The organism is Mucilaginibacter sp. JRF (assembly GCF_015223065.1).
Taxonomy (GTDB): domain Bacteria; phylum Bacteroidota; class Bacteroidia; order Sphingobacteriales; family Sphingobacteriaceae; genus Mucilaginibacter.
Genome location: NZ_JADFBY010000005.1, coordinates 13,573 through 31,744, shown reverse-complemented (window position 1 = coordinate 31,744; position 18,172 = coordinate 13,573). Strand labels below are relative to the sequence as shown.

18 protein-coding genes are annotated in these 18,172 nt (G+C 45.4%); 3 read left to right on the top strand and 15 right to left on the bottom strand.

What is annotated here, in order from left to right:
- Positions 1-49: 49 nt before the first annotated feature.
- The 6 genes from IM792_RS13905 to IM792_RS13880 form a co-directional block, all read right to left on the bottom strand.
- Positions 50-502, bottom strand: coding sequence for a low molecular weight protein-tyrosine-phosphatase (locus tag IM792_RS13905; protein WP_194102489.1), 453 nt, complete (start codon positions 500-502; stop codon positions 50-52).
- 129 nt (positions 503-631) lie between these two features.
- The gene (locus IM792_RS13900) at positions 632-1,426 is read right to left on the bottom strand and encodes a S1/P1 nuclease (protein ID WP_194102488.1); all 795 of its coding nucleotides are present in this window, start codon (positions 1,424-1,426) and stop codon (positions 632-634) included.
- A 69-nt stretch (positions 1,427-1,495) separates the two neighbouring features.
- Positions 1,496-2,011, bottom strand: a complete 516-nt coding sequence (locus IM792_RS13895; RefSeq protein ID WP_194102487.1) for a fumarate hydratase — start codon at positions 2,009-2,011, stop codon at positions 1,496-1,498.
- Between the two features lie 73 nt (positions 2,012-2,084).
- Positions 2,085-3,482, bottom strand: coding sequence for a class II fumarate hydratase (gene fumC, locus IM792_RS13890; protein ID WP_194102486.1), 1,398 nt, complete (start codon positions 3,480-3,482; stop codon positions 2,085-2,087).
- A gap of 61 nt (positions 3,483-3,543) precedes the next feature.
- On the bottom strand, positions 3,544-4,029 hold the full coding sequence (locus tag IM792_RS13885) for a hypothetical protein (RefSeq protein ID WP_228085117.1): 486 nt from the start codon (positions 4,027-4,029) through the stop codon (positions 3,544-3,546).
- Positions 4,030-4,151: 122 nt separating this feature from the next.
- On the bottom strand, positions 4,152-4,583 hold the full coding sequence (locus IM792_RS13880) for a tetratricopeptide repeat protein (RefSeq protein ID WP_194102485.1): 432 nt from the start codon (positions 4,581-4,583) through the stop codon (positions 4,152-4,154).
- Positions 4,584-4,698: 115 nt separating this feature from the next.
- On the opposite strand from IM792_RS13880, the gene IM792_RS13875 reads away from it, so the two are divergent.
- Entirely contained in the window at positions 4,699-5,298 is a 600-nt protein-coding gene (locus IM792_RS13875) for a hypothetical protein (RefSeq protein WP_194102484.1), read from the top strand.
- 2 nt (positions 5,299-5,300) lie between these two features.
- On the opposite strand, the gene IM792_RS13870 is transcribed toward IM792_RS13875, so the two are convergent.
- Complete coding sequence (locus tag IM792_RS13870) at positions 5,301-6,236, bottom strand: hypothetical protein (protein WP_194102483.1); 936 nt, start codon at positions 6,234-6,236, stop codon at positions 5,301-5,303.
- 202 nt (positions 6,237-6,438) lie between these two features.
- Here IM792_RS13870 and IM792_RS13865 point away from each other — a divergent pair, with 202 nt between their 5' ends.
- Both IM792_RS13865 and IM792_RS13860 read left to right on the top strand, forming a co-directional pair.
- Complete coding sequence (locus IM792_RS13865) at positions 6,439-7,647, top strand: serine hydrolase domain-containing protein (RefSeq protein WP_194102482.1); 1,209 nt, start codon at positions 6,439-6,441, stop codon at positions 7,645-7,647.
- Between the two features lie 174 nt (positions 7,648-7,821).
- A complete protein-coding gene (locus IM792_RS13860; RefSeq protein WP_194102481.1) occupies positions 7,822-8,127 on the top strand; it encodes a YbaB/EbfC family nucleoid-associated protein in 306 nt (101 codons plus the stop codon).
- Between the two features lie 87 nt (positions 8,128-8,214).
- Here the strand turns inward: IM792_RS13860 and IM792_RS13855 are convergent, their stop codons facing one another.
- The 8 genes from IM792_RS13855 to IM792_RS13820 form a co-directional block, all read right to left on the bottom strand.
- Positions 8,215-9,129 (bottom strand): DUF6607 family protein, encoded by a 915-nt coding sequence (locus tag IM792_RS13855; protein WP_194102480.1) that lies wholly within the window; start codon positions 9,127-9,129, stop codon positions 8,215-8,217.
- Positions 9,130-9,199: 70 nt separating this feature from the next.
- The gene (locus IM792_RS13850; RefSeq protein WP_194102479.1) at positions 9,200-10,198 is read right to left on the bottom strand and encodes a phosphotransferase; all 999 of its coding nucleotides are present in this window, start codon (positions 10,196-10,198) and stop codon (positions 9,200-9,202) included.
- A 50-nt stretch (positions 10,199-10,248) separates the two neighbouring features.
- The gene (locus IM792_RS13845; RefSeq protein WP_228085115.1) at positions 10,249-12,477 is read right to left on the bottom strand and encodes a putative Ig domain-containing protein; all 2,229 of its coding nucleotides are present in this window, start codon (positions 12,475-12,477) and stop codon (positions 10,249-10,251) included.
- A gap of 90 nt (positions 12,478-12,567) precedes the next feature.
- Entirely contained in the window at positions 12,568-13,875 is a 1,308-nt protein-coding gene (gene murF, locus IM792_RS13840) for a UDP-N-acetylmuramoyl-tripeptide--D-alanyl-D-alanine ligase (RefSeq protein ID WP_194102478.1), read from the bottom strand.
- An 18-nt stretch (positions 13,876-13,893) separates the two neighbouring features.
- On the bottom strand, positions 13,894-14,223 hold the full coding sequence (locus tag IM792_RS13835) for a type II toxin-antitoxin system PemK/MazF family toxin (protein WP_194102477.1): 330 nt from the start codon (positions 14,221-14,223) through the stop codon (positions 13,894-13,896).
- Positions 14,208-14,426, bottom strand: coding sequence for a hypothetical protein (locus IM792_RS13830; protein WP_194102476.1), 219 nt, complete (start codon positions 14,424-14,426; stop codon positions 14,208-14,210). The genes IM792_RS13835 and IM792_RS13830 overlap by 16 nt, the downstream gene beginning before the upstream one ends.
- A gap of 164 nt (positions 14,427-14,590) precedes the next feature.
- Entirely contained in the window at positions 14,591-17,401 is a 2,811-nt protein-coding gene (gene polA, locus IM792_RS13825; RefSeq protein WP_194102475.1) for a DNA polymerase I, read from the bottom strand.
- Positions 17,402-17,564: 163 nt separating this feature from the next.
- Positions 17,565-18,122: a DNA-3-methyladenine glycosylase I gene (locus tag IM792_RS13820; protein ID WP_194102474.1), complete on the bottom strand. Its 558-nt coding sequence runs from the start codon at positions 18,120-18,122 to the stop codon at positions 17,565-17,567.
- Positions 18,123-18,172: the final 50 nt, after the last annotated feature.

Below are 18,172 nucleotides of genomic sequence, written 5' to 3'. Positions count from 1 at the left end.
AATGCTAAACAAGAACGCCGAACCATTATCTGGTTCGGCGTTCTTATTTTTATTTCTTTAGTTCGATACCGGTAAACTCTTTGATCACATCGCGGCAGCCTTGCTCAACCATATCGTAAACGGTTTCAAATTTCGAATCGTCGTAATATGGATCTGGCACCTCGGCGTTGCCTAACAACAGGCGCACCTTATCACGGTCGGCCTGGTTGCGGGCTTTGGCCAGCACATCGCGCAGGTTGGCCTTATCCATCACCAATATCAGATCGAACTCATCAAAATCGGCCACGGTAAATTGCTTGCATACCTGCTTGCTGATATCAACCCCACGATTAAATGCAGTGCTTATAGATCGATGATCGGGCGCTTCGCCAATATGCCAGTTGCCTGTACCGGCTGAGTCAACCGTCCAGTCCAATCCATTTTTATCGGCCAGGTGCTGCATCACACCCTCCGCCAACGGCGAACGGCATATATTGCCCAGGCATACCATGAGTATCTTCATATTTTCTTATTTCGAATGGATTATTTTATTTCGAATTTCGAATGTTCAATTTCGGATTTGTAAGCAGTTGATTATACCCGAATGTTCAAATAAATTCGAAATTGAACATCCGAAATTCGAAATCCCCTCTTATCCAAATATCTCATTCAATAAACCAGCCAGGCGAACGCCGCCTTTTACCAATTGCTGATTAACCGTTTCAATGTATTTAAAGTTGTATTTGTAACCCAGTTTTTCTTCGGGTTTAACATCGGCATAAAGTTTTTGCGCTATCTGGTTCGATTCGAATAACCAATGCGATAGTGGTGTTTTTTGCCACTCGGCACGTTGTGCAGCGGTGGTGTGGTTAATGGCCATGGTGTATTCGGTATAGCTCAGTTGCTGAAAATCTATCAAATGCGAATCCCACACCGAGTGCAGGTTGCTTGGTGAACCCATCCAAAACAATTTAATATCATTACCACCCTTATCGCTCAAATGGCCGGTGTGGAATGGCTGGTGTATATCCTCAACAATGTGCAACAGCATACGCAGGTACAGCAGTTTATTTTTAGCGCTCAGGTTCTGTTTTTTCAGTTCGGCAGTTAAAAAGGTAACCTTGGTATAAGCATCGGCAATGGTATCAACCTTTAGGTAAGCCTCCATTTCGGGCTCGGTCATTACCTTATCAAAGTTTACAAAGTGCCAGTTGTAAAGGTAATTATAGGTAGAGTCTGATTTAGCGAAATCGGCCCAGTTACTGGCCATGGCAATACTTTCATCGCCTAAAATAGCCTTTATTGCCTTGCGGGCTTTGGCATTCAGGTAGCTATCGGCTATCTGGCCGCTTATGCGATGGCCCTGCTGTCCCCAGGCCATAGTTTGTACCGGTATGTATACTATCGCCAATACCGCGATAAGCATCATCATTACTTTATTTTTCATGCACTTAAATTTTACGGCAAAGATAGTAGCCTTACAAGCTATCTGATTGTTAATTTTTTGTTACGATGCTTAATAAGCCAGCGGCTTGGGCGTACAGGTTATACGGCGCACCAGTTTTGCCTGTACAGGCAGTATGGTTGTTGAACTGTTCAGGGTGATCAGCGAATCGCCCTGTGATTTGATATTATAGAATTCATCGTACGGCCCGAAACGAAAACAGCCCTTATTATCCTTTAATGAGCCATCGGCGTTGGTGAATACGCCACGCAGGTGCAGGGTATCGCCTGTTTGTTCGTAGCGGCCTTTAATGTATTCCGTCCATTGGCCTTTGTTCATACAGCTATCGGCCCCGCTGTTAACACGGCTTATGGTATTTATGGCGATGTAAAACGAATCGCATGTAAACTTGAATTTGGATAGCGAATAGGTAAGCAGCTTTTGCTCACCGGCAAGCGGGGTTTGCTGCCATTCGCCTTGCAGATACTCTTGCCCCTTGCCCTGTATGGGCGGGTTCATGGTGCAGCCTGCCACCATCAGCAAGGCAATAAGCGGATAAAGGACTAACAGCGTTCTTTTATTCAACATCACAAAACATCGGGGTATAAACAAAAATCCTCCCCTGCAATATACAAGGGAGGATCTATTTTTTAGCGCAGTGTTATTTTAAACTACCTATCATATTTTCGGGGCGTACCCATTGGTCAAACTGCTCGCTTGTTAACAGTTCAAGCTCAATAGCAGCCTCGCGAAGCGATTTATTTTCTTTCAATGCTTTTTTGGCAATTTTGGCCGCGTTCTCATAACCAATGTGTGGGTTAAGCGCGGTTACCAGCATCAGCGAGTTTTCGAGGTGTTTTTTGATGCCATCGTAGTTTGGCTCAATACCTACCGCGCAATGATCATTGAATGATACACAGGCATCGCCAATTAAACGTGCCGATTGCAGGAAGTTAGCAGCCATAACCGGCTTAAACACGTTCAGCTCGTAATGGCCGTTCGATCCGCCTACTGATATAGCTACATCATTACCCATAACCTGTGCCGCAACCATGGTTACCGCCTCATTTTGGGTTGGGTTAACCTTACCCGGCATAATTGACGACCCCGGCTCGTTATCCGGAATGTGGATCTCGCCGATACCTGAACGCGGACCGGAAGCCAACATACGGATGTCGTTTGCTATCTTCATCAACGCAACAGCAATTTGCTTTAACGCGCCGTGGCTTTCTACAATGGCATCATGCGCGGCCAGTGCCTCAAACTTATTTTCGGCAGTAATGAATGGCAGGTTAGTGAACTGGGCAATGTACTCGGCTACCTTAACATCATAACCTTGCGGGGTGTTGATGCCTGTACCAACGGCAGTACCGCCCAGCGCCAATTCGCTCAGGTGAGCAAAGGTATTGCGCAAAGCACGCAAGCCATGATCAAGCTGTGATACATAGCCCGAAAATTCCTGACCCAAGGTAAGCGGCGTAGCATCCATCAGGTGGGTACGGCCTATCTTAACCACGTTCATAAAATCTACCGATTTCGCTTTCAGCGTATCGCGCAGTTTTTCGATACCCGGAATGGTAACGTCTATCAGTATTTTGTATGCAGCAATGTGCATAGCAGTTGGGTAAGTATCGTTTGATGATTGCGATTTGTTTACATCATCATTTGGGTGTATAAAGGTTTTGCCCTCGCCCAGTTTGTTGCCTTGCAGCACGTGCGCACGGTTGGCCACCACCTCGTTAACGTTCATGTTTGATTGCGTGCCCGAACCGGTTTGCCATATCACCAACGGAAACTCAGCATCAAGCTTGCCTTCCAGTATCTCGTCGCACACTTGCGCTATCAGGTCGCGCTTTTCGGCAGGTAATACGTTAAGGTCGGTATTGGTGTAGGCCGCGGCCTTTTTAAGGTAAGCGAACGCCTCAATAATTTCCTTCGGCATTGACGCTTCCGGCCCTATCTTAAAATTGTTGCGTGAGCGTTCGGTTTGTGCTCCCCAGTACTTGTCGGCAGGCACCTTTACCTCGCCCATGGTATCATGTTCAATTCTGAAACTCATAAGGATGTATTTTTTAGCTGGGCAAAGTTAACCCTTATACAAACTATGCGGCAATATATTTTCAGAAATTTCTTTTGGTTGTTGCTAACCATTGGCTGAGTTTAGTGATCTTATCATCATTGTTTTTAAACCACTCCACACTGGTTTGATGATTTGAGCTAAGCGATATATACCGTGCAAATGCCGGCAAATTGCCCGATTGAGTGAGGGCATAAAAAAAGTCAGCATAGTAGTTCCAATAAAAACCTTTAGGAGCTTTGATCTCAGCCGATTGCTCTCCGGCAGCCTTGAATATGGTTTCTAACTGATACGTAAATATCACGGCCGAGTCAGCCACTCCTTTTTGCTGTAAACTATCAACAGCCGAAGCTGCACGAGTTATTGCCATTTCAGTTATCAAGGTTTTTAACAGGCCTCCATTAGTTTTGTCATAAATAATATTTATGTTCTTTTTATCTACACCTTTAAACACTTTATCAATGTTTTCCATCACAACCTTCGAGCGGTCGGTTTTGGGCTCTATCAATAAAAAGTTGCAAAACGCCATAACAGCACAAACTTTTCTGCCCTGATAGTAAGCCACCTCGCCATATAGTTTATGTGCGCTGGCATGTTCCGGCTCAAGTTTTATAGCCTCGATAGCATATTGTTCGGCCTCGGCATATTTATTTAAGCGATAATAGGTAAGGCCGATATTGTAATATAAAGTTGATAATCGGGCTGATTTTTAATGCCTGCCAAATAAACTTCAATTGCTTTTTGCGATTGCCCTTCATCATCATACGATGAGCCAAGCAGATCATACGCCTGCCCTTGCTGTCCTTTAGTATTTTTTAAGAGTTTTTCGAGTATCGTTATGGTTTGCTTTCTGTTACCTGATACTGAATAGGTATAGGCCATTTCGTACTTTGCATTGTTGTTATCAGGTTCAAGCTTGAGTGCATCGTTATATTTTTCAACAGCCTCTTTAAACCTGCCCTGGTCGTGCAACTTAATACCCTGGCTAACTAATGAGTCGGCTGTAATTTTCTGAGCCTGCAACATTGCCGGCATTACCAGCAAACAAAACAGCGATAATAATATGTGATAAAGGTTTTTCATGCTATAAACCTATATAACTTTGGTTTGATTTACAATGCCTTGAAAATAATTTTTGAGCACACTTGTAACCTTTTTCGTTTAAATACCATCTTCATTATTATTAAGAAAACTTATCATGAAAGTATCTGTAAACCTGTTCGCCTTTGTGTTATTCATCAGCCTGTGTGCCTTTACTGCGCCCGATAGTATAAAACAATGCTACCTATCGTTCAAAAAAGCAAGCAACTTAAAGGCTCAGCCTGCCGAGCGCATACCCGAAACAACCAGCAAAACCCGCATGCTGGCTACCAAAACAGGAGAAGTACCTATAACTGTTACCGATGGCTACCGCATCATCTACAACAATAAAAAGAAAGCCCCATTTGTAAACCTGAAGGTTGAGTTAAGCAAACCTGAAAATTACGAGCAGGATAAAAAGAATGTATTAGCCAATTTAAATTACATTAATTCACAATCAACCGGCATGGAGTCGGCAGGTAAACTGATCGAATTAAGCTATAATGGCTATAAGGCATATGGCCTTAGTCGTGCGGATATCAGCGAGGGCCAAACGTTGGGTACCTTCGTTATCTTTCCCGGCGACAATACTATTATTTACCTGTATTTTAATAATATCGAAGCCGATAAGAGTCACTTTAAAACAGCTACCGAATACAAGGGCTACCGTAACGATTTTATTGGCCAATACACTGCCCACCTGGCTGCTTGCAAATAAGCTTAGCCCTTTATACCCTTAACCCGTAGCGTTACCCTGCTGGTATGGGGTATACCTAAAGTGGTGCCGGGCAGTGTGGTAAGGTATAGTTTCAAATACCCATCCATTATGCCTTTCATCACTTTTACCTTTTGCTCGTAGTAATCGGGCATTATGGCTACCAAGGGCTTATCAAAATGCAGGCCTCCGCTGCCATCAACAAAGGCGGCAAAGGTGTAATTAAAATCACTGTAAGCCTTTTTTATGGTGACGTTATACTCAGGATACATGTAGGCATCCTCGGGGTCAACATGATCATAGCGGATGGCTTCGGCATGTACCTCTACCTTTTCAACGGTTATATTGGGGCTTTTGCTAATGAATTGAACCGGCTCTCGCGCGGCAAAGGCCGTGTCGGGATGAGTATTCACAAATTCAGATCGTGCCCTGATGAATGCCGTATCGGCCTTCGAGGGGCGCATCAGCGTTTTGGCATCGGTTTTCAGTACGTTTTTGATGTAATCATCGGCATACAGCGTCATGTATACTTTTGAATCTTCCAAATAGATGGTGGTTCCCTCTACTTTGAGTATTTGGAACACCAGGCTATCTTTTGTCACCTTTTTTACCCGCAACCAACTGCGGGCCATGTTCACAATCGAATCATGATCGTACGTTACCGGGAAGTTATAGAAAACCTTGCGCTCCGGACTATAAATATTTGCCGAATCATCCGACGGGAATGACATGAACCACTCCGGCTCCAGCTGGTAGCCGCCCTTATCAAACGTTAAGCCGTTAGCCAGCCAGCGCTTTATCTCAGTATATTTTATACCCCAAACTTTTTTAAATGATGGCTTTACATCTACCTTTTTCTTAGGTTTTTCGTAACAGCCGCTAAGGGTAATTAATGCTATGGTTATATATAAAAGTCCCGTTCGGGCTTGGGTAATATTCATACTACAATTGTACAAAAAACAGTTTTAACTTGGTTTTACAGGCATTTATTTAATAAACAAATATTTACATCAGCATAAAATATTATACCCTGTTAAACCACCAATTACTTTAATGTTAATAATATTTAAAAACATTTATTATTTAGGTGCTGTATAATTTCTATTTTTCGCCCTCGTTTTATCGATTGGATATATATTGTATATGAGATTTGTGACCAGGTGTGTTTTAACTCCCGCCCTTTGCTTAATATTATTTGCTTCGTGCTCGTCTGACAAAAAGAAAGCCGCCAACCGCGACGGCGAAAAGGTAAACTTTGATACCGTAGCCCTTTTAAAATACGATCCTAAAAAAGAGGATAAAAAGATAGATGAGTTTATGCAGCATCTGCATAACAAACGCTTTTTTAACGGCAACGTACTGGTGGCCAAAAAAGGCAAGATAGTTTACGAAAAATCATTCGGCTGGGCTAACCACCTTACGCGTGATAGTTTGAAACTGGGCTCAAAGTTCGAGCTGGCATCCATCACCAAAACGCTTACCGGCACGGCTATTATGATGCTGATAGAACAGGGCAAAATAAAGCTTGACCAGGATGTACGCGACTTTTTCCCGAACTTTCCGTACCAGGGCATCACTATCCGGCTGCTGCTAACGCACCGCTCGGGTATGATGAACTATGTTTACTTTGTTGATGACCTGTACCGCAAGGAGCACCGCGACCAGCGCAAGGGCCTGTCAAACAAAGATGCTATGGATTTGATAGCCCAATTTAAACCGGCACCATTCAACACGCCTAACAAAAGGCATTTATACAACAACTCCAACTACATGGTGCTGGGCGCCATTATTGAAAAGGTGAGCGGTAAAAGCTACGCCGAGTTTATGAAGGAGAATATTTTTGACCCGGCAGGTATGCACCATACAGCGGTATACTCAAAAGCGGTTTACGAAAAGATCCCGGTTGATGTGGTAGGGCATGATCGTGGGCAGTGGCGCTACTCGGTAGCCCAAAACTTTTTGGATGGCCCCGTGGGCGATAAAGGCGTTTACAGCACCGTTGCCGATCTGTTTTTGTTCGACCGTGCCATGCGTGCTGGCATCCTGCTGAAAAAGCAAACACAGGATTCGGCTTATACCGCTCATAACCCGCTAACACGAGGGCACTTTAGTTACGGCTACGGCTGGCGTACATTTGATGCACCCGGCCAAAAGGTGGTTTACCATACAGGCTGGTGGCACGGTTTCAGGCACATTTATTTGCGCGATCTGAAAAACGATGTGACCATTGTGCTGTTATCTAACTTAGCTAATGGCAGTTTGTTGCAGCTGGACGATCTGTTTAAAATAACAGGCATGCCAATTGTACGTAAAAACGCATACACCGGGCAAGGTGATGCCACGGATGATTAGGTGGCCCCCAGCCCCTAAAGGGGAGTAAAAACTTGTCATTTCGACGAGGTACGAGGAGAAATCTGTCGCCGGATTATGAACGCAGATAGATTTCTCGCTATCGCTCGAAATGACAGAAAAAGAATATATAGAACGCGCCTCTGCGCCACTAAACGACAATTAAACTAAGAACTTATGTTTGATAAATTATTTGAAGCCCAGCAAAAAGCAGGCGAAGTAAAAAAGAGATTAGATGCCATTACCGTAACCGGCACTGCCGAGGGTGGTAAAATAACGGTAACCGCCAATGGCAACAAGGTAATTCAATCGGTTAGTATTGATGAAGCATTTTTTGCCGATGCCGATAAGGAAGAAGTGGAAGAACTATTAGTAGTTGCCCTTAATAAGGCCCTTGAACAAGCCGACAACGTTAGCCAGGCCGAAACCGCTGCCATAGCCAAAGACATGTTCGGCGGATTGGGCGGTATGTTTGGGCAATAGTTTTTTTTAAGTGGCAGTTACGGTTGCAGTAGCAGTAATATTAATACATATTTTAACCTGCTACTGCAACCGCAACTGCTACCAAAATTAAGACGCTAAGTGCGCCTTAATAGCCTTCTCAGCTTCCTGTTTGTTTTTGGCTGAATCCCATTTTTCTTTTACGGATTGATCGCCCAGTTCAAAAAGCTTTTCGAATAGTATTTTGCCGTCAACCTTTTGGTTTAGTTTAAGGGTTGTGTTTTTGGCGAATACATCATCCCATACCTTGCGTACATCGGCCCAATAGCCTTTTTGGCTGCCCCACCATTCTTTGGCGTAGGCGAATTCCTTTTCGTCGGCCTTGGTAAATTCTTCGTAGCCCTTTTCCTGGGCCAGCAGTTTGTCGCCGGTTGCCGAGCGTACTATTTTTTTGTTATCCTGCTCAAACATCCAGCCTTCGGGGGTCAGGTAAACACGGTTACCACGGCGAAGCACGTTATAATCGCTGCGTTTTGTAAACTCGCGGCGAGGCAACGGCGAGTCGGTTTCGCTTTGCCATTGGTGGCGACCATCAACATGCACCCAGGTGCCAATGCTCTCGTATCGCGGACTATCATCAACCTGAAATACCTTTTGTACCCAGCGGCCTTTTACCTCGGCAGGCTTTAACTTAACCTTTTTCCAGGTATTACCCTGATCAAAGGCCAGCATGGTAGGCTCCTCATATTGCCAATCCTCACGCCAGTGTTTTATCACCATGCTATCGCCCACTACCAACAAGTGTTGTATCACAATTTTTTTAGGCGAGTCCTCCTCAATAACAGCCCACTCGTAACCCCATGAATGGTAACGCGGGTGGAATTTGTAAGCGGTATCGGGCGCAAAGGTTTCGGCATAATTAAAGGTAACCTTATAATACCCCGCCAGCGCGCGGATAGCCTGTTTGTCCTGCTCCAGTTTTGATTGGGCCATAGCAGCCACACATATCAACTGAACCAGCAAAAGGATGTATAATTTTTTCATGAACGTTTATTTGGATTGAATAAACAAATTAAGCAAGAAAATGCCATTAATCAAACCGCAGGTTCAGCCTTTAAAAGCTGAAGTGACGTTCAGCCCATAGCTTTAATATCCGGATACGCTCCCGCAAAAAGCGGTCGTTAAAAAACGTATTCGACCAATCATCATAGTTATCATACTGAAAACGCAGGTAAAACACCCAAAATGCAAAGCCCAGGTAAGGCACGGCAACAAGTTCCTCATCAGTAAATGGGCGCACTTCGCGATAGGCATCTATGAACAATTGAAAATCAGCATCGCCCCTTTCCATGGTTATCTTGTTAAGGGTTGTTTCCATAAAGTAATGCACGTAAAAGGATGCTATATCATTAGCCAGCATGCCCCACCCACAAAAGTCAAAGTCGAAAAAGGTAAGGGTACGCGCATCCTCAAAGTGAAAATTCTTGGGCAAAAAATCGTAATGGCAATAACCGAAACTAATTTTCGAGGTATCGAAACTATTGATCTTTTCAGCTACTTTATTAGATAAATCTTTCAGGATAGCATATTCATCCGGCAAGTTTTTAAATGCCGGAGCCACCACTCCAACCGGTTGCAGCAGCATGGTATCAACCGTAAACTCATGCCGTGGGTATTGTAATTTGGTTTTGCTGCTGATGTTATGAAAATGCGCCATAGCATGGCCCAAAGTCTGCAAATGCTCCGGCGAAAGATCATAAACCGGCTCGCCCTCAGCAAAGCTGAATAATACGCCATAACGTATGCCCTCGGCAGCATTAAATTGTTGGAGCTGTTGTCCGCTTTTATCCGTTATCGGGTAAGCAACGTTAAGTCCACCGGCTTTCAGTATGTTGAGCAATTCTACCTCGGCCAGTATTTCGGTATGCTTGCGGTGGGCATCCCGGTATATCTTGAAGATGTATTTTTCGGTATTGTCCTCCAGCAGATAGGTGTCGCTCACATTGCGTATCAGCAAGCGACAAGTTGTGCCGGTTAAACCATAATTATCCTGTAAATGAATATTTAAGGCAGCGGCAGATAAGGTTGAGTATTGGGTAGGGAAAATGGGCATGATGCACAAATATAGCTATTTGCACACCATGCCCGTTGTATTTTAAGGGATTAACCTTTAACCCTGATCATCATTACACCGTGTGGCGCAAGTTTGTAGCTGAAGCCCTTAGCGGCCTTACCCAAATCTTTTTGCCTCCACACATCGCGCACATTGGCTGATGATTTTAAGCCGATCTCGGCCGCGTTTACTGATATAGTTTTGTATTGAGCGTTCAGGTTAAAAAAGCCTACTGCTTTGCTACCATCGGCCAGTTCCTTAACATAAACCTCGTAACCATCCCTGGCCAGTACACGGCGGGCTTGTTTGCCCAGCACATCCTGGTTAACGGCAATCACCTCATCGTTAGTAAGCAGGTTGAGGGTAAAGTCGTCCATCTGGGCAATATCGCAACCTATCAGCAATGGCGAGGACAGCAGGCTCCACAGGCTGATGTGGGTGTATTGCTCATCGGGCGTTAAACGGGTGTTGCGCAGGTTGCCGCTCCAGCCCACTTTGCCTACTATCAGCATATCCGGGTCATTCCAACGACCTGGCTTGGCGTACTCAGATATTTTATACTGACGGAAACCAATATCGTGCAAACTCTCCCAGGTGTCGGTAATATCTCCTGTAGTGCGCCAACTGTTGGCATCAACACGGTCGCCCCATTTCCAAACATCTTTCATACCGTATTGGCAAAGGCTGTAGTAAATATCACGGGGTTGCGCGCGTAAGGCCTTTTGCATAACACGATAGGGCTTCATAAAGGTTTCCAGCGTAGTATCGCTGCCCGCTACTTCGCTATAGGCGCACCAGTCGTGTTTCAGGTAATCAACGCCCCATTTGTTGTAAGTTTCGGCATCCTGCAACTCATGGCCAAGCGAACCCAGGTAGCCACCACAGGTTAACCTGCCCGGTGATGAGTAGATACCGAATTTAAGGCCATGACCATGCAGCCAGTCGCCCAGCGCTTTCATATCCGGGAACTTTTCGTTGGTAACTATTGTACCATCGGCAGCACGCGCGGGTGCTTCCCAGGCATCATCAACGTTGATGTATGTCCAGCCGTGGTCAATCAATCCTTTATCTATCAAGGCCTGTGCCGAGCTTTTCACCTTATCAGCCGTTACCGAAAGGCCCCAGCAGTTCCAGCTATTCCAGCCCATGGCCGGGGTTAGCGCCAGCAGATCGCCAACCTTAATAGTGAGAACACGCTCGGCATTACCCAACGCGTTCTTAACCATTATCCTAACGGGATAGCTGCCTTCTTTAGCCACAGTACCGGTAATAATACCTGTAGCGGCATCCAGCTTTAAGCCCTCGGGCAAATCAGCTGCCGAGTAGGTAAGTGGTTTTGTACCCGTAGCGGCAATTTTGTACAACAACGGCGAATTCGGCCTAACGCCGGTTATCTGCGCACCGTTGATACGTGGAGTTGGCGGGGCTTTAGGGGTTAATATATACGGAGGCTGCTCGGTAGCGTTGATGCTTTTGCCGGTCAGCTTTTCGGTAAAGTTATAGGTGAGCGTAACGCCGGGTTTACTTACAATATCAATTTTAACAGCAGCGCTGGCAATAGGTGATGTGGTGCCGGGCACAATGCCAATAGGGTATTCTTTGGTATAAAGTATCTTGCCGGTTTCTTCGTCTTTAGCCTTAACGGTGAACAAACCCTTAACAAAGGCGGGGTTTTTGTTAATGATGCTGATCTCCTTTTTTACGTTTCCGCCCGAGAAGGTGAAGCTGTTGTTTGTGTTGATAGTAATATTATCAATATAATCGAGCATGGTGATGTATGGGGTAGCATTGCCGATACCGCCGTCGCCATCACCGTCGTACACCTTAACGGTTATAACATTCTCTTTATCCCAGTTTATGGTCAGATCTTTCAGGGCCAGGTGATAGGCACGCTCTTTAAAGTACGCGGTTGAATAACCACCCTCATCGTTAGGGAAACGACCGGTTTGGCCTACCTTTTTGCCATTGAAGAAAACCTCATCGCAATCATCAATATAGGCCAGATTAAGCAGCAGCGAATCCTTAAGTGCCGATTTGGTTTTTAACGATGACGGTATGTTTACATGGAAACGGTACCAGGCATAGCCATTATAGTCAACACCCTGTTTCTCCCAAAAGGAGCTGGTTTTAAGGTTTTGCCATGATGAATCGTTAAAGCCGGGATCGCTCCACGCGGCCTCGTTGCCCTTGCTGAATTTGGCCTGCGGCATTTCTACACGCTGAGCCCTTGCCGTGTAGGCGCATGCCGCTACACAGGTCATAATTAGTAGTTTACGCATTGGTTAATGGTTTAGAAATGTCTAAACTACATTTTAAACCAATATAATGCAACTATAAATCAATGGATTATTCTATGATATAGATATTTACTAAAACAAAGCCACCAAACGCTCCAAAGCCATACCACGTGATCCTTTGATGAGGATAGTGGCATTGGTTATCGGATCGTTTTGCAATGCTTCGATAGCATCCTCGGCAGTTTCAAAATATTGCCCCGCGTGCGATACTCGGGCAGCGCTAAACTCTTTGCCTATAAAAATACGCTCGTTAACTCCGGCGGCTTCCGCCTTTTCAATTACGGCCAGGTGCTCAGCGGGGGCATCATCGCCCAGTTCGAACATATCGCCTAAAATAAGCACCTTTTTCTCGGCGGTTATCTTGTCAACATTCTCAATAGCTACCATCATGCTGCTTGGGTTGGCATTGTAGTAGTCGCAAATAAGCGTGTTAGTAGCAGTTTTTACAATTTGCGAGCGGTTGTTTTTAGGCTGATAACCCTCCAAACCTTTGTTGATCTCCGTCGGGGTAAGCCCCAGATAGGTGCCAACACAAATAGCGGCCAGTATATTATCCAGGTTATAAACACCCGTTAAGTTCGATTTAACCTGATGAGTTTTTGATGAGCCTTTCTCGTGCCACTCTAACACCAGGTGTGGTGAGTTCTCTATCAGTTTACCGGTTATCAGGCTATCATCGCCCTGCGTACCGTAAAACAATTGCTTTTTAAAGGTGCGCTTCGCTGCCATTTGCTGCAAGGTAGCATCATCAGCATTGATGAATACGTTGGCACCATGCGTGGCCAGGTGATCGTACAGTTCGCCCTTGGCTATCTTAACACCCTCAACACCGCCGAAACCTTCCAGATGCGCCTTGCCAACATTGGTTATCAGGCCATGCGTAGGTTGCGATATGGTGCAGAGCATCTCTATCTCCTTTTGGTGATTGGCGCCCATTTCTATTACTGCGGCTTCATGCTCGGCAGTAATACTCAGAATGGTTAGCGGCACACCTATATGGTTATTCAGGTTACCCTGTGTGGCCAGCGTATTAAAATGCTGCGACAGCACGGCATTGATCAGCTCCTTTGTTGTGGTCTTTCCGTTGGTACCCGTTAAACCCACCACCGGAATATTCAGTTGCTTACGGTGGTAGCGGGCCAGATTCTGCAAGGTTTCCAGCACATCATCAACCAGAATATACTGTTCGCTAACACGATATTTGGCATCATCAATCACCGCATAAGCCGCCCCGGCCTCAACAGCTTGCGCCGCGAAGGTATTGGCATCAAACTTATCGCCCTTTAAGGCAAAAAACAAGCTGCCCGGCGCAATACGGCGGGTATCAGTACTGATAACAGGATGCTTTGTATATAGCTGGTATAGATGGTCGATGGTCATGGTTAGATAATGATATAATTAGCTGATAAGGCTGTTAATTATACTGACAACTTTATTATAAGCAGATTGATTGAGCGTTCCCGCCTTTTTGAGAATTATATTTTTATCCGCAGTAAATATTCGTGATGGACGAACGTTTGAGGCCACGGGCAGTGAACCTGAAAGAAAACTGCTTGCGTCAATCGGCACGGCGAATGAGTCCCACGCTTGCTGACTGGTTATCTGGCAAAGAATAATATCATCCCCCGGCAGATCGGCAAGTACAAGTGCCGGCCTTTTCTTACTTCCGGAAAGATCAGAGAACGGGAACAGGATAACAACTACGTCGCCTTTTACAAATCCTGCCATGCTTCGTCTTCTTCTGCTGATAACCAATCCTTTGCCAATACGTTTTGGGAAGCGAAATGCGCAAGCGGTTTATCTGTCGCTATTTCATTCTGCTGTGTTTCCTCAACAGTAAAAGCTATAACCTCCACCTGCTTACCTACAAAATTTTCAGGCAACCGGATAGAGATATTTTGATTATCAGGCTTTAAAAGCGTCCTTATCATATATCAAATATACCAATTATCTAATTTAATAGATGCCAATTTATAACTAACACTTCCTTGTCATGTTGAGCCTGTCGAAACACTAACGGACTATGCCCACCACACGCACCCTTCGACAAGCTCAGGGTGACAGGCCTTCCATGTAGTAATGTCCTGTCGAAGCATCAATGCGCTTCCAGCCAGTTAGTGCCCGTGCCTATCTCTACAATAATGGGCACTTCAGTTTTTATGGCGTTCTTCATGTTTTCCATAATAATGGGCTTTACCAACTCCACTTCGTGGTGAGGCACGTCGAACACCAACTCATCATGCACCTGCATGGTCATTTTGCCTTGCAGGTTTTGCGCTTTTATTTCGCGGTGAATATTGATCATGGCTATCTTGATCATATCTGCGGCCGAACCCTGTATCGGGGCGTTAATGGCATTTCGTTCGGCAAAACCACGCACGGTAGCATTGGCCGAATTAATATCGCGCAGGTAACGGCGGCGACCCATCAATGTGTTTACATAACCGTTCTCGCGGGCAAAGTTCATGGTATCGGCCATGTAGCCTTTAATGCCGGGAAACTGTATAAAGTATTGTTCAATGATCTCGGCGGCCTCCTTACGTGGTATGCCCAGGTTTTGCGATAAGCCAAAAGCCGACTGCCCATAAATAATACCAAAGTTAACCGCCTTGGCATTTCTGCGCTGGGTGCTGGTTACCTCGGCAACCGGCACGCCATAAACATTGGCCGCCGTAGCGGTATGAATGTCAATATTATTCAGGAAAGCCTGCATCATGTTCGCGTCCTTGCTTATCTCGGCTATAATGCGTAGCTCTATCTGTGAGTAATCCGCAGAGATAAGGGTATGGCCGCTATCGCGCGGGATGAAAGCCTTACGCACTTCACGACCACGCTCGGTACGGATAGGGATATTTTGCAGGTTAGGGTTTTGTGAACTTAAACGCCCCGTAGCCGCCACCGCCTGGTTGTACGAGGTATGTACCCGACCGGTTTTAGGGTTGATCATTTGCGGCAGGGCATCAACATAGGTTGATTTTAGCTTAAGCAGCTGCCTAAAATCCAATATATCCTTAACAATATCGCTCTTTGCGGCTAAGGCCAACAGTACATCCTCACCGGTTTGGTACTGGCCTGTCTTGGTTTTTTTGGCTTTGGGATCGAGTTGTAGTTTTTCAAACAGCACCTCGCCTAATTGCTTTGGCGATGATATATTGAAACGCACCCCCGCCTTTTCGTAAACCACAGCCTCAAGCTTAGCCAGGTCAGTTGTCAGATCCTTAGAGAATTCTTTGAGTGTATCCTGATCTATTTTCACGCCCTCGCATTCCATATCAGCCAGTACATAGATCAGCGGATGCTCTATCTCGTTGATCAGTTTCTCGGCCTCGGCTTGCTTTATCTTTGGCTCGAACACCTGTTTTAATTGCAGGGTAATATCGGCATCTTCGGCGGCATAATCCTTTATCTTTTCTATCTCCACATCGCGCATATTGCCTTGGTTCTTCCCTTTCGGGCCAATCAGTGTGGTAATAGAAACCGGCGTATACCCCAAATAATTTTCGGACAGGATATCCATATTATGCCTCGTATCCGGATCGAGCACGTAGTGGGCCAGCATGGTATCAAACAAACTACCCTTTACATTGATGTTGTACCATTTAAGCACCATTACATCAAACTTGATGTTTTGGCCTGTTTTGCCTATGCTTTCATCCTCAAGCACATCCTTAAACTCATTAACAATAATTTGCGCCGCAGCCTGATCTGCCGGGACAGGCACATACCAGGCCTCACCCGCCTTAATGGCGAACGATAAACCTACCAGCTCGCAATTGTTGGCATCGGTACCGGTGGTTTCGGTATCAAAGCAAATATCTTTTTGTTGTTTAAGCAGCGCGATAAGTTCGGCACGCTTTTCAACAGTATCAGCCAGGTGATATTGATGATCTGTGTTATCTATATTTTTGGCGATGGCCGGAGTTTCCGGTTCTTTTATATCCGTAACATCAACCGTAAGGCTGGTATAGCCGCCATTAACCGGATTGCCAAACAGATCGGTTTGTACCGATGCGGCCTTCATTTCGGTAATGCTGTACTCCTCGCCAAACACGCGCTTGCCCAGCGTACGGAACTCCAACTCGGCAAACAATGGCTCTAACAAGTCACGACTTGGAGCACATATCTCCAGTCCTTCTTCGTCCAGCTCAACCGGAGCATTCAGCATAATGGTAGCCAGTTTTTTTGATAGCAGGCCCTGCTCGGCATAAGTTTCAACGTTCTCTTTCAGCTTGCCCTTCAGCTCGTGGCTGTTGGCAATAATATTTTCAACCGAACCGTATGTTTTGATCAATGACTTGGCAGTCTTTTCGCCCACTCCGGGAATGCCGGGGATATTATCCACCGCATCGCCCCACAGGCCGAGGATATCTATCACCTGTTCAACACGCTCTACCTCCCATTTGGCTAAAACTTCCTTCACGCCTAATATCTCCATCTCGTTACCCATGCGTGCAGGTTTGTAGATGAATATATTATCGCTCACCAATTGGGCAAAATCCTTATCAGGGGTCATGCAGTATACAGTGTAGCCTTGTACCTCGGCTTTTTTGGCCAGGGTGCCAATAATGTCATCGGCCTCGTAACCATCTGATGTTATTACCGGAATATTGAAGCCCAGTATTACCTTGATCACATAAGGCAATGCCTTGGCTAAGTCTTCGGGCATGGCTTCGCGGTGTGCCTTATAGCCTTCAAAATCAGTATGGCGTTCGGTGGGCGCATCGGTATCAAATACTACGGCCATGTGGCTTGGCTTTTCTTTACGCAGCACATCAAGCAGGGTATTGGTGAAACCCATAACAGCTGATGTATTCATTCCACCCGAAGTAAACCGCGGGTTTTTGCTCAACGCGAAGTGGGCGCGGTAAATAAGCGCCATGCCATCCAATAAAAAGAGTTTTTTCATAAAGTATTTAGTGATTACACCGATCCCTTGTTACGGCAATATAATTTCACCGACCGTTCAAAAGTACGATATTTTACTCACCCTATCACCGCGACATAAACAGGCAATGGATTACTTAGCGTACCCTCTGATCACTGACTACCAACTACCGATCACTGACTCACTATCTAAAATCGCAGTTCAGCGCATGATCATTCACCATGCCGGTGGCTTGCATAAAAGCGTAACAAATGGTGGTGCCGAAGAATTTGAAGCCACGTTTTTTCAGGTCCTTACTTATCGCGTCACTCTCGGGCGTACTTACCGGGATACCGCCCTGCGGAGGTTTGTTAATGGCCTTGCCACCGGGTATAAAGCTGTACAGATATTTATCAAACGAACCGAACTCCTTTTGTATATCCATAAACAACCGGGCATTGGTTATTGAAGTTGTAATTTTTAGGCGATTGCGGATAATGCCTTCATCGGCCAATAAGCGCGACACATCATCATCCGTAAAAGCAGCCACCTTTTTTGCATCAAAATTAGCGAAAGCCTTGCGGTAGTTTTCGCGACGGCGCAGTATGGTGATCCAGCTCAGGCCTGCCTGTGCCGATTCTAATATCAGGAACTCAAAAAATACCTTATCATCATGCACTTCTTTGCCCCACTCCTCGTCATGATATTTTATATAAAGCTCATCAGTGCCGGACCAGGCGCATCGGTGAATTTGTTTGCTCATTGTACCAAAGGTTATTTTGTAATTTTATTATCAGGTTTAGATCTATATTG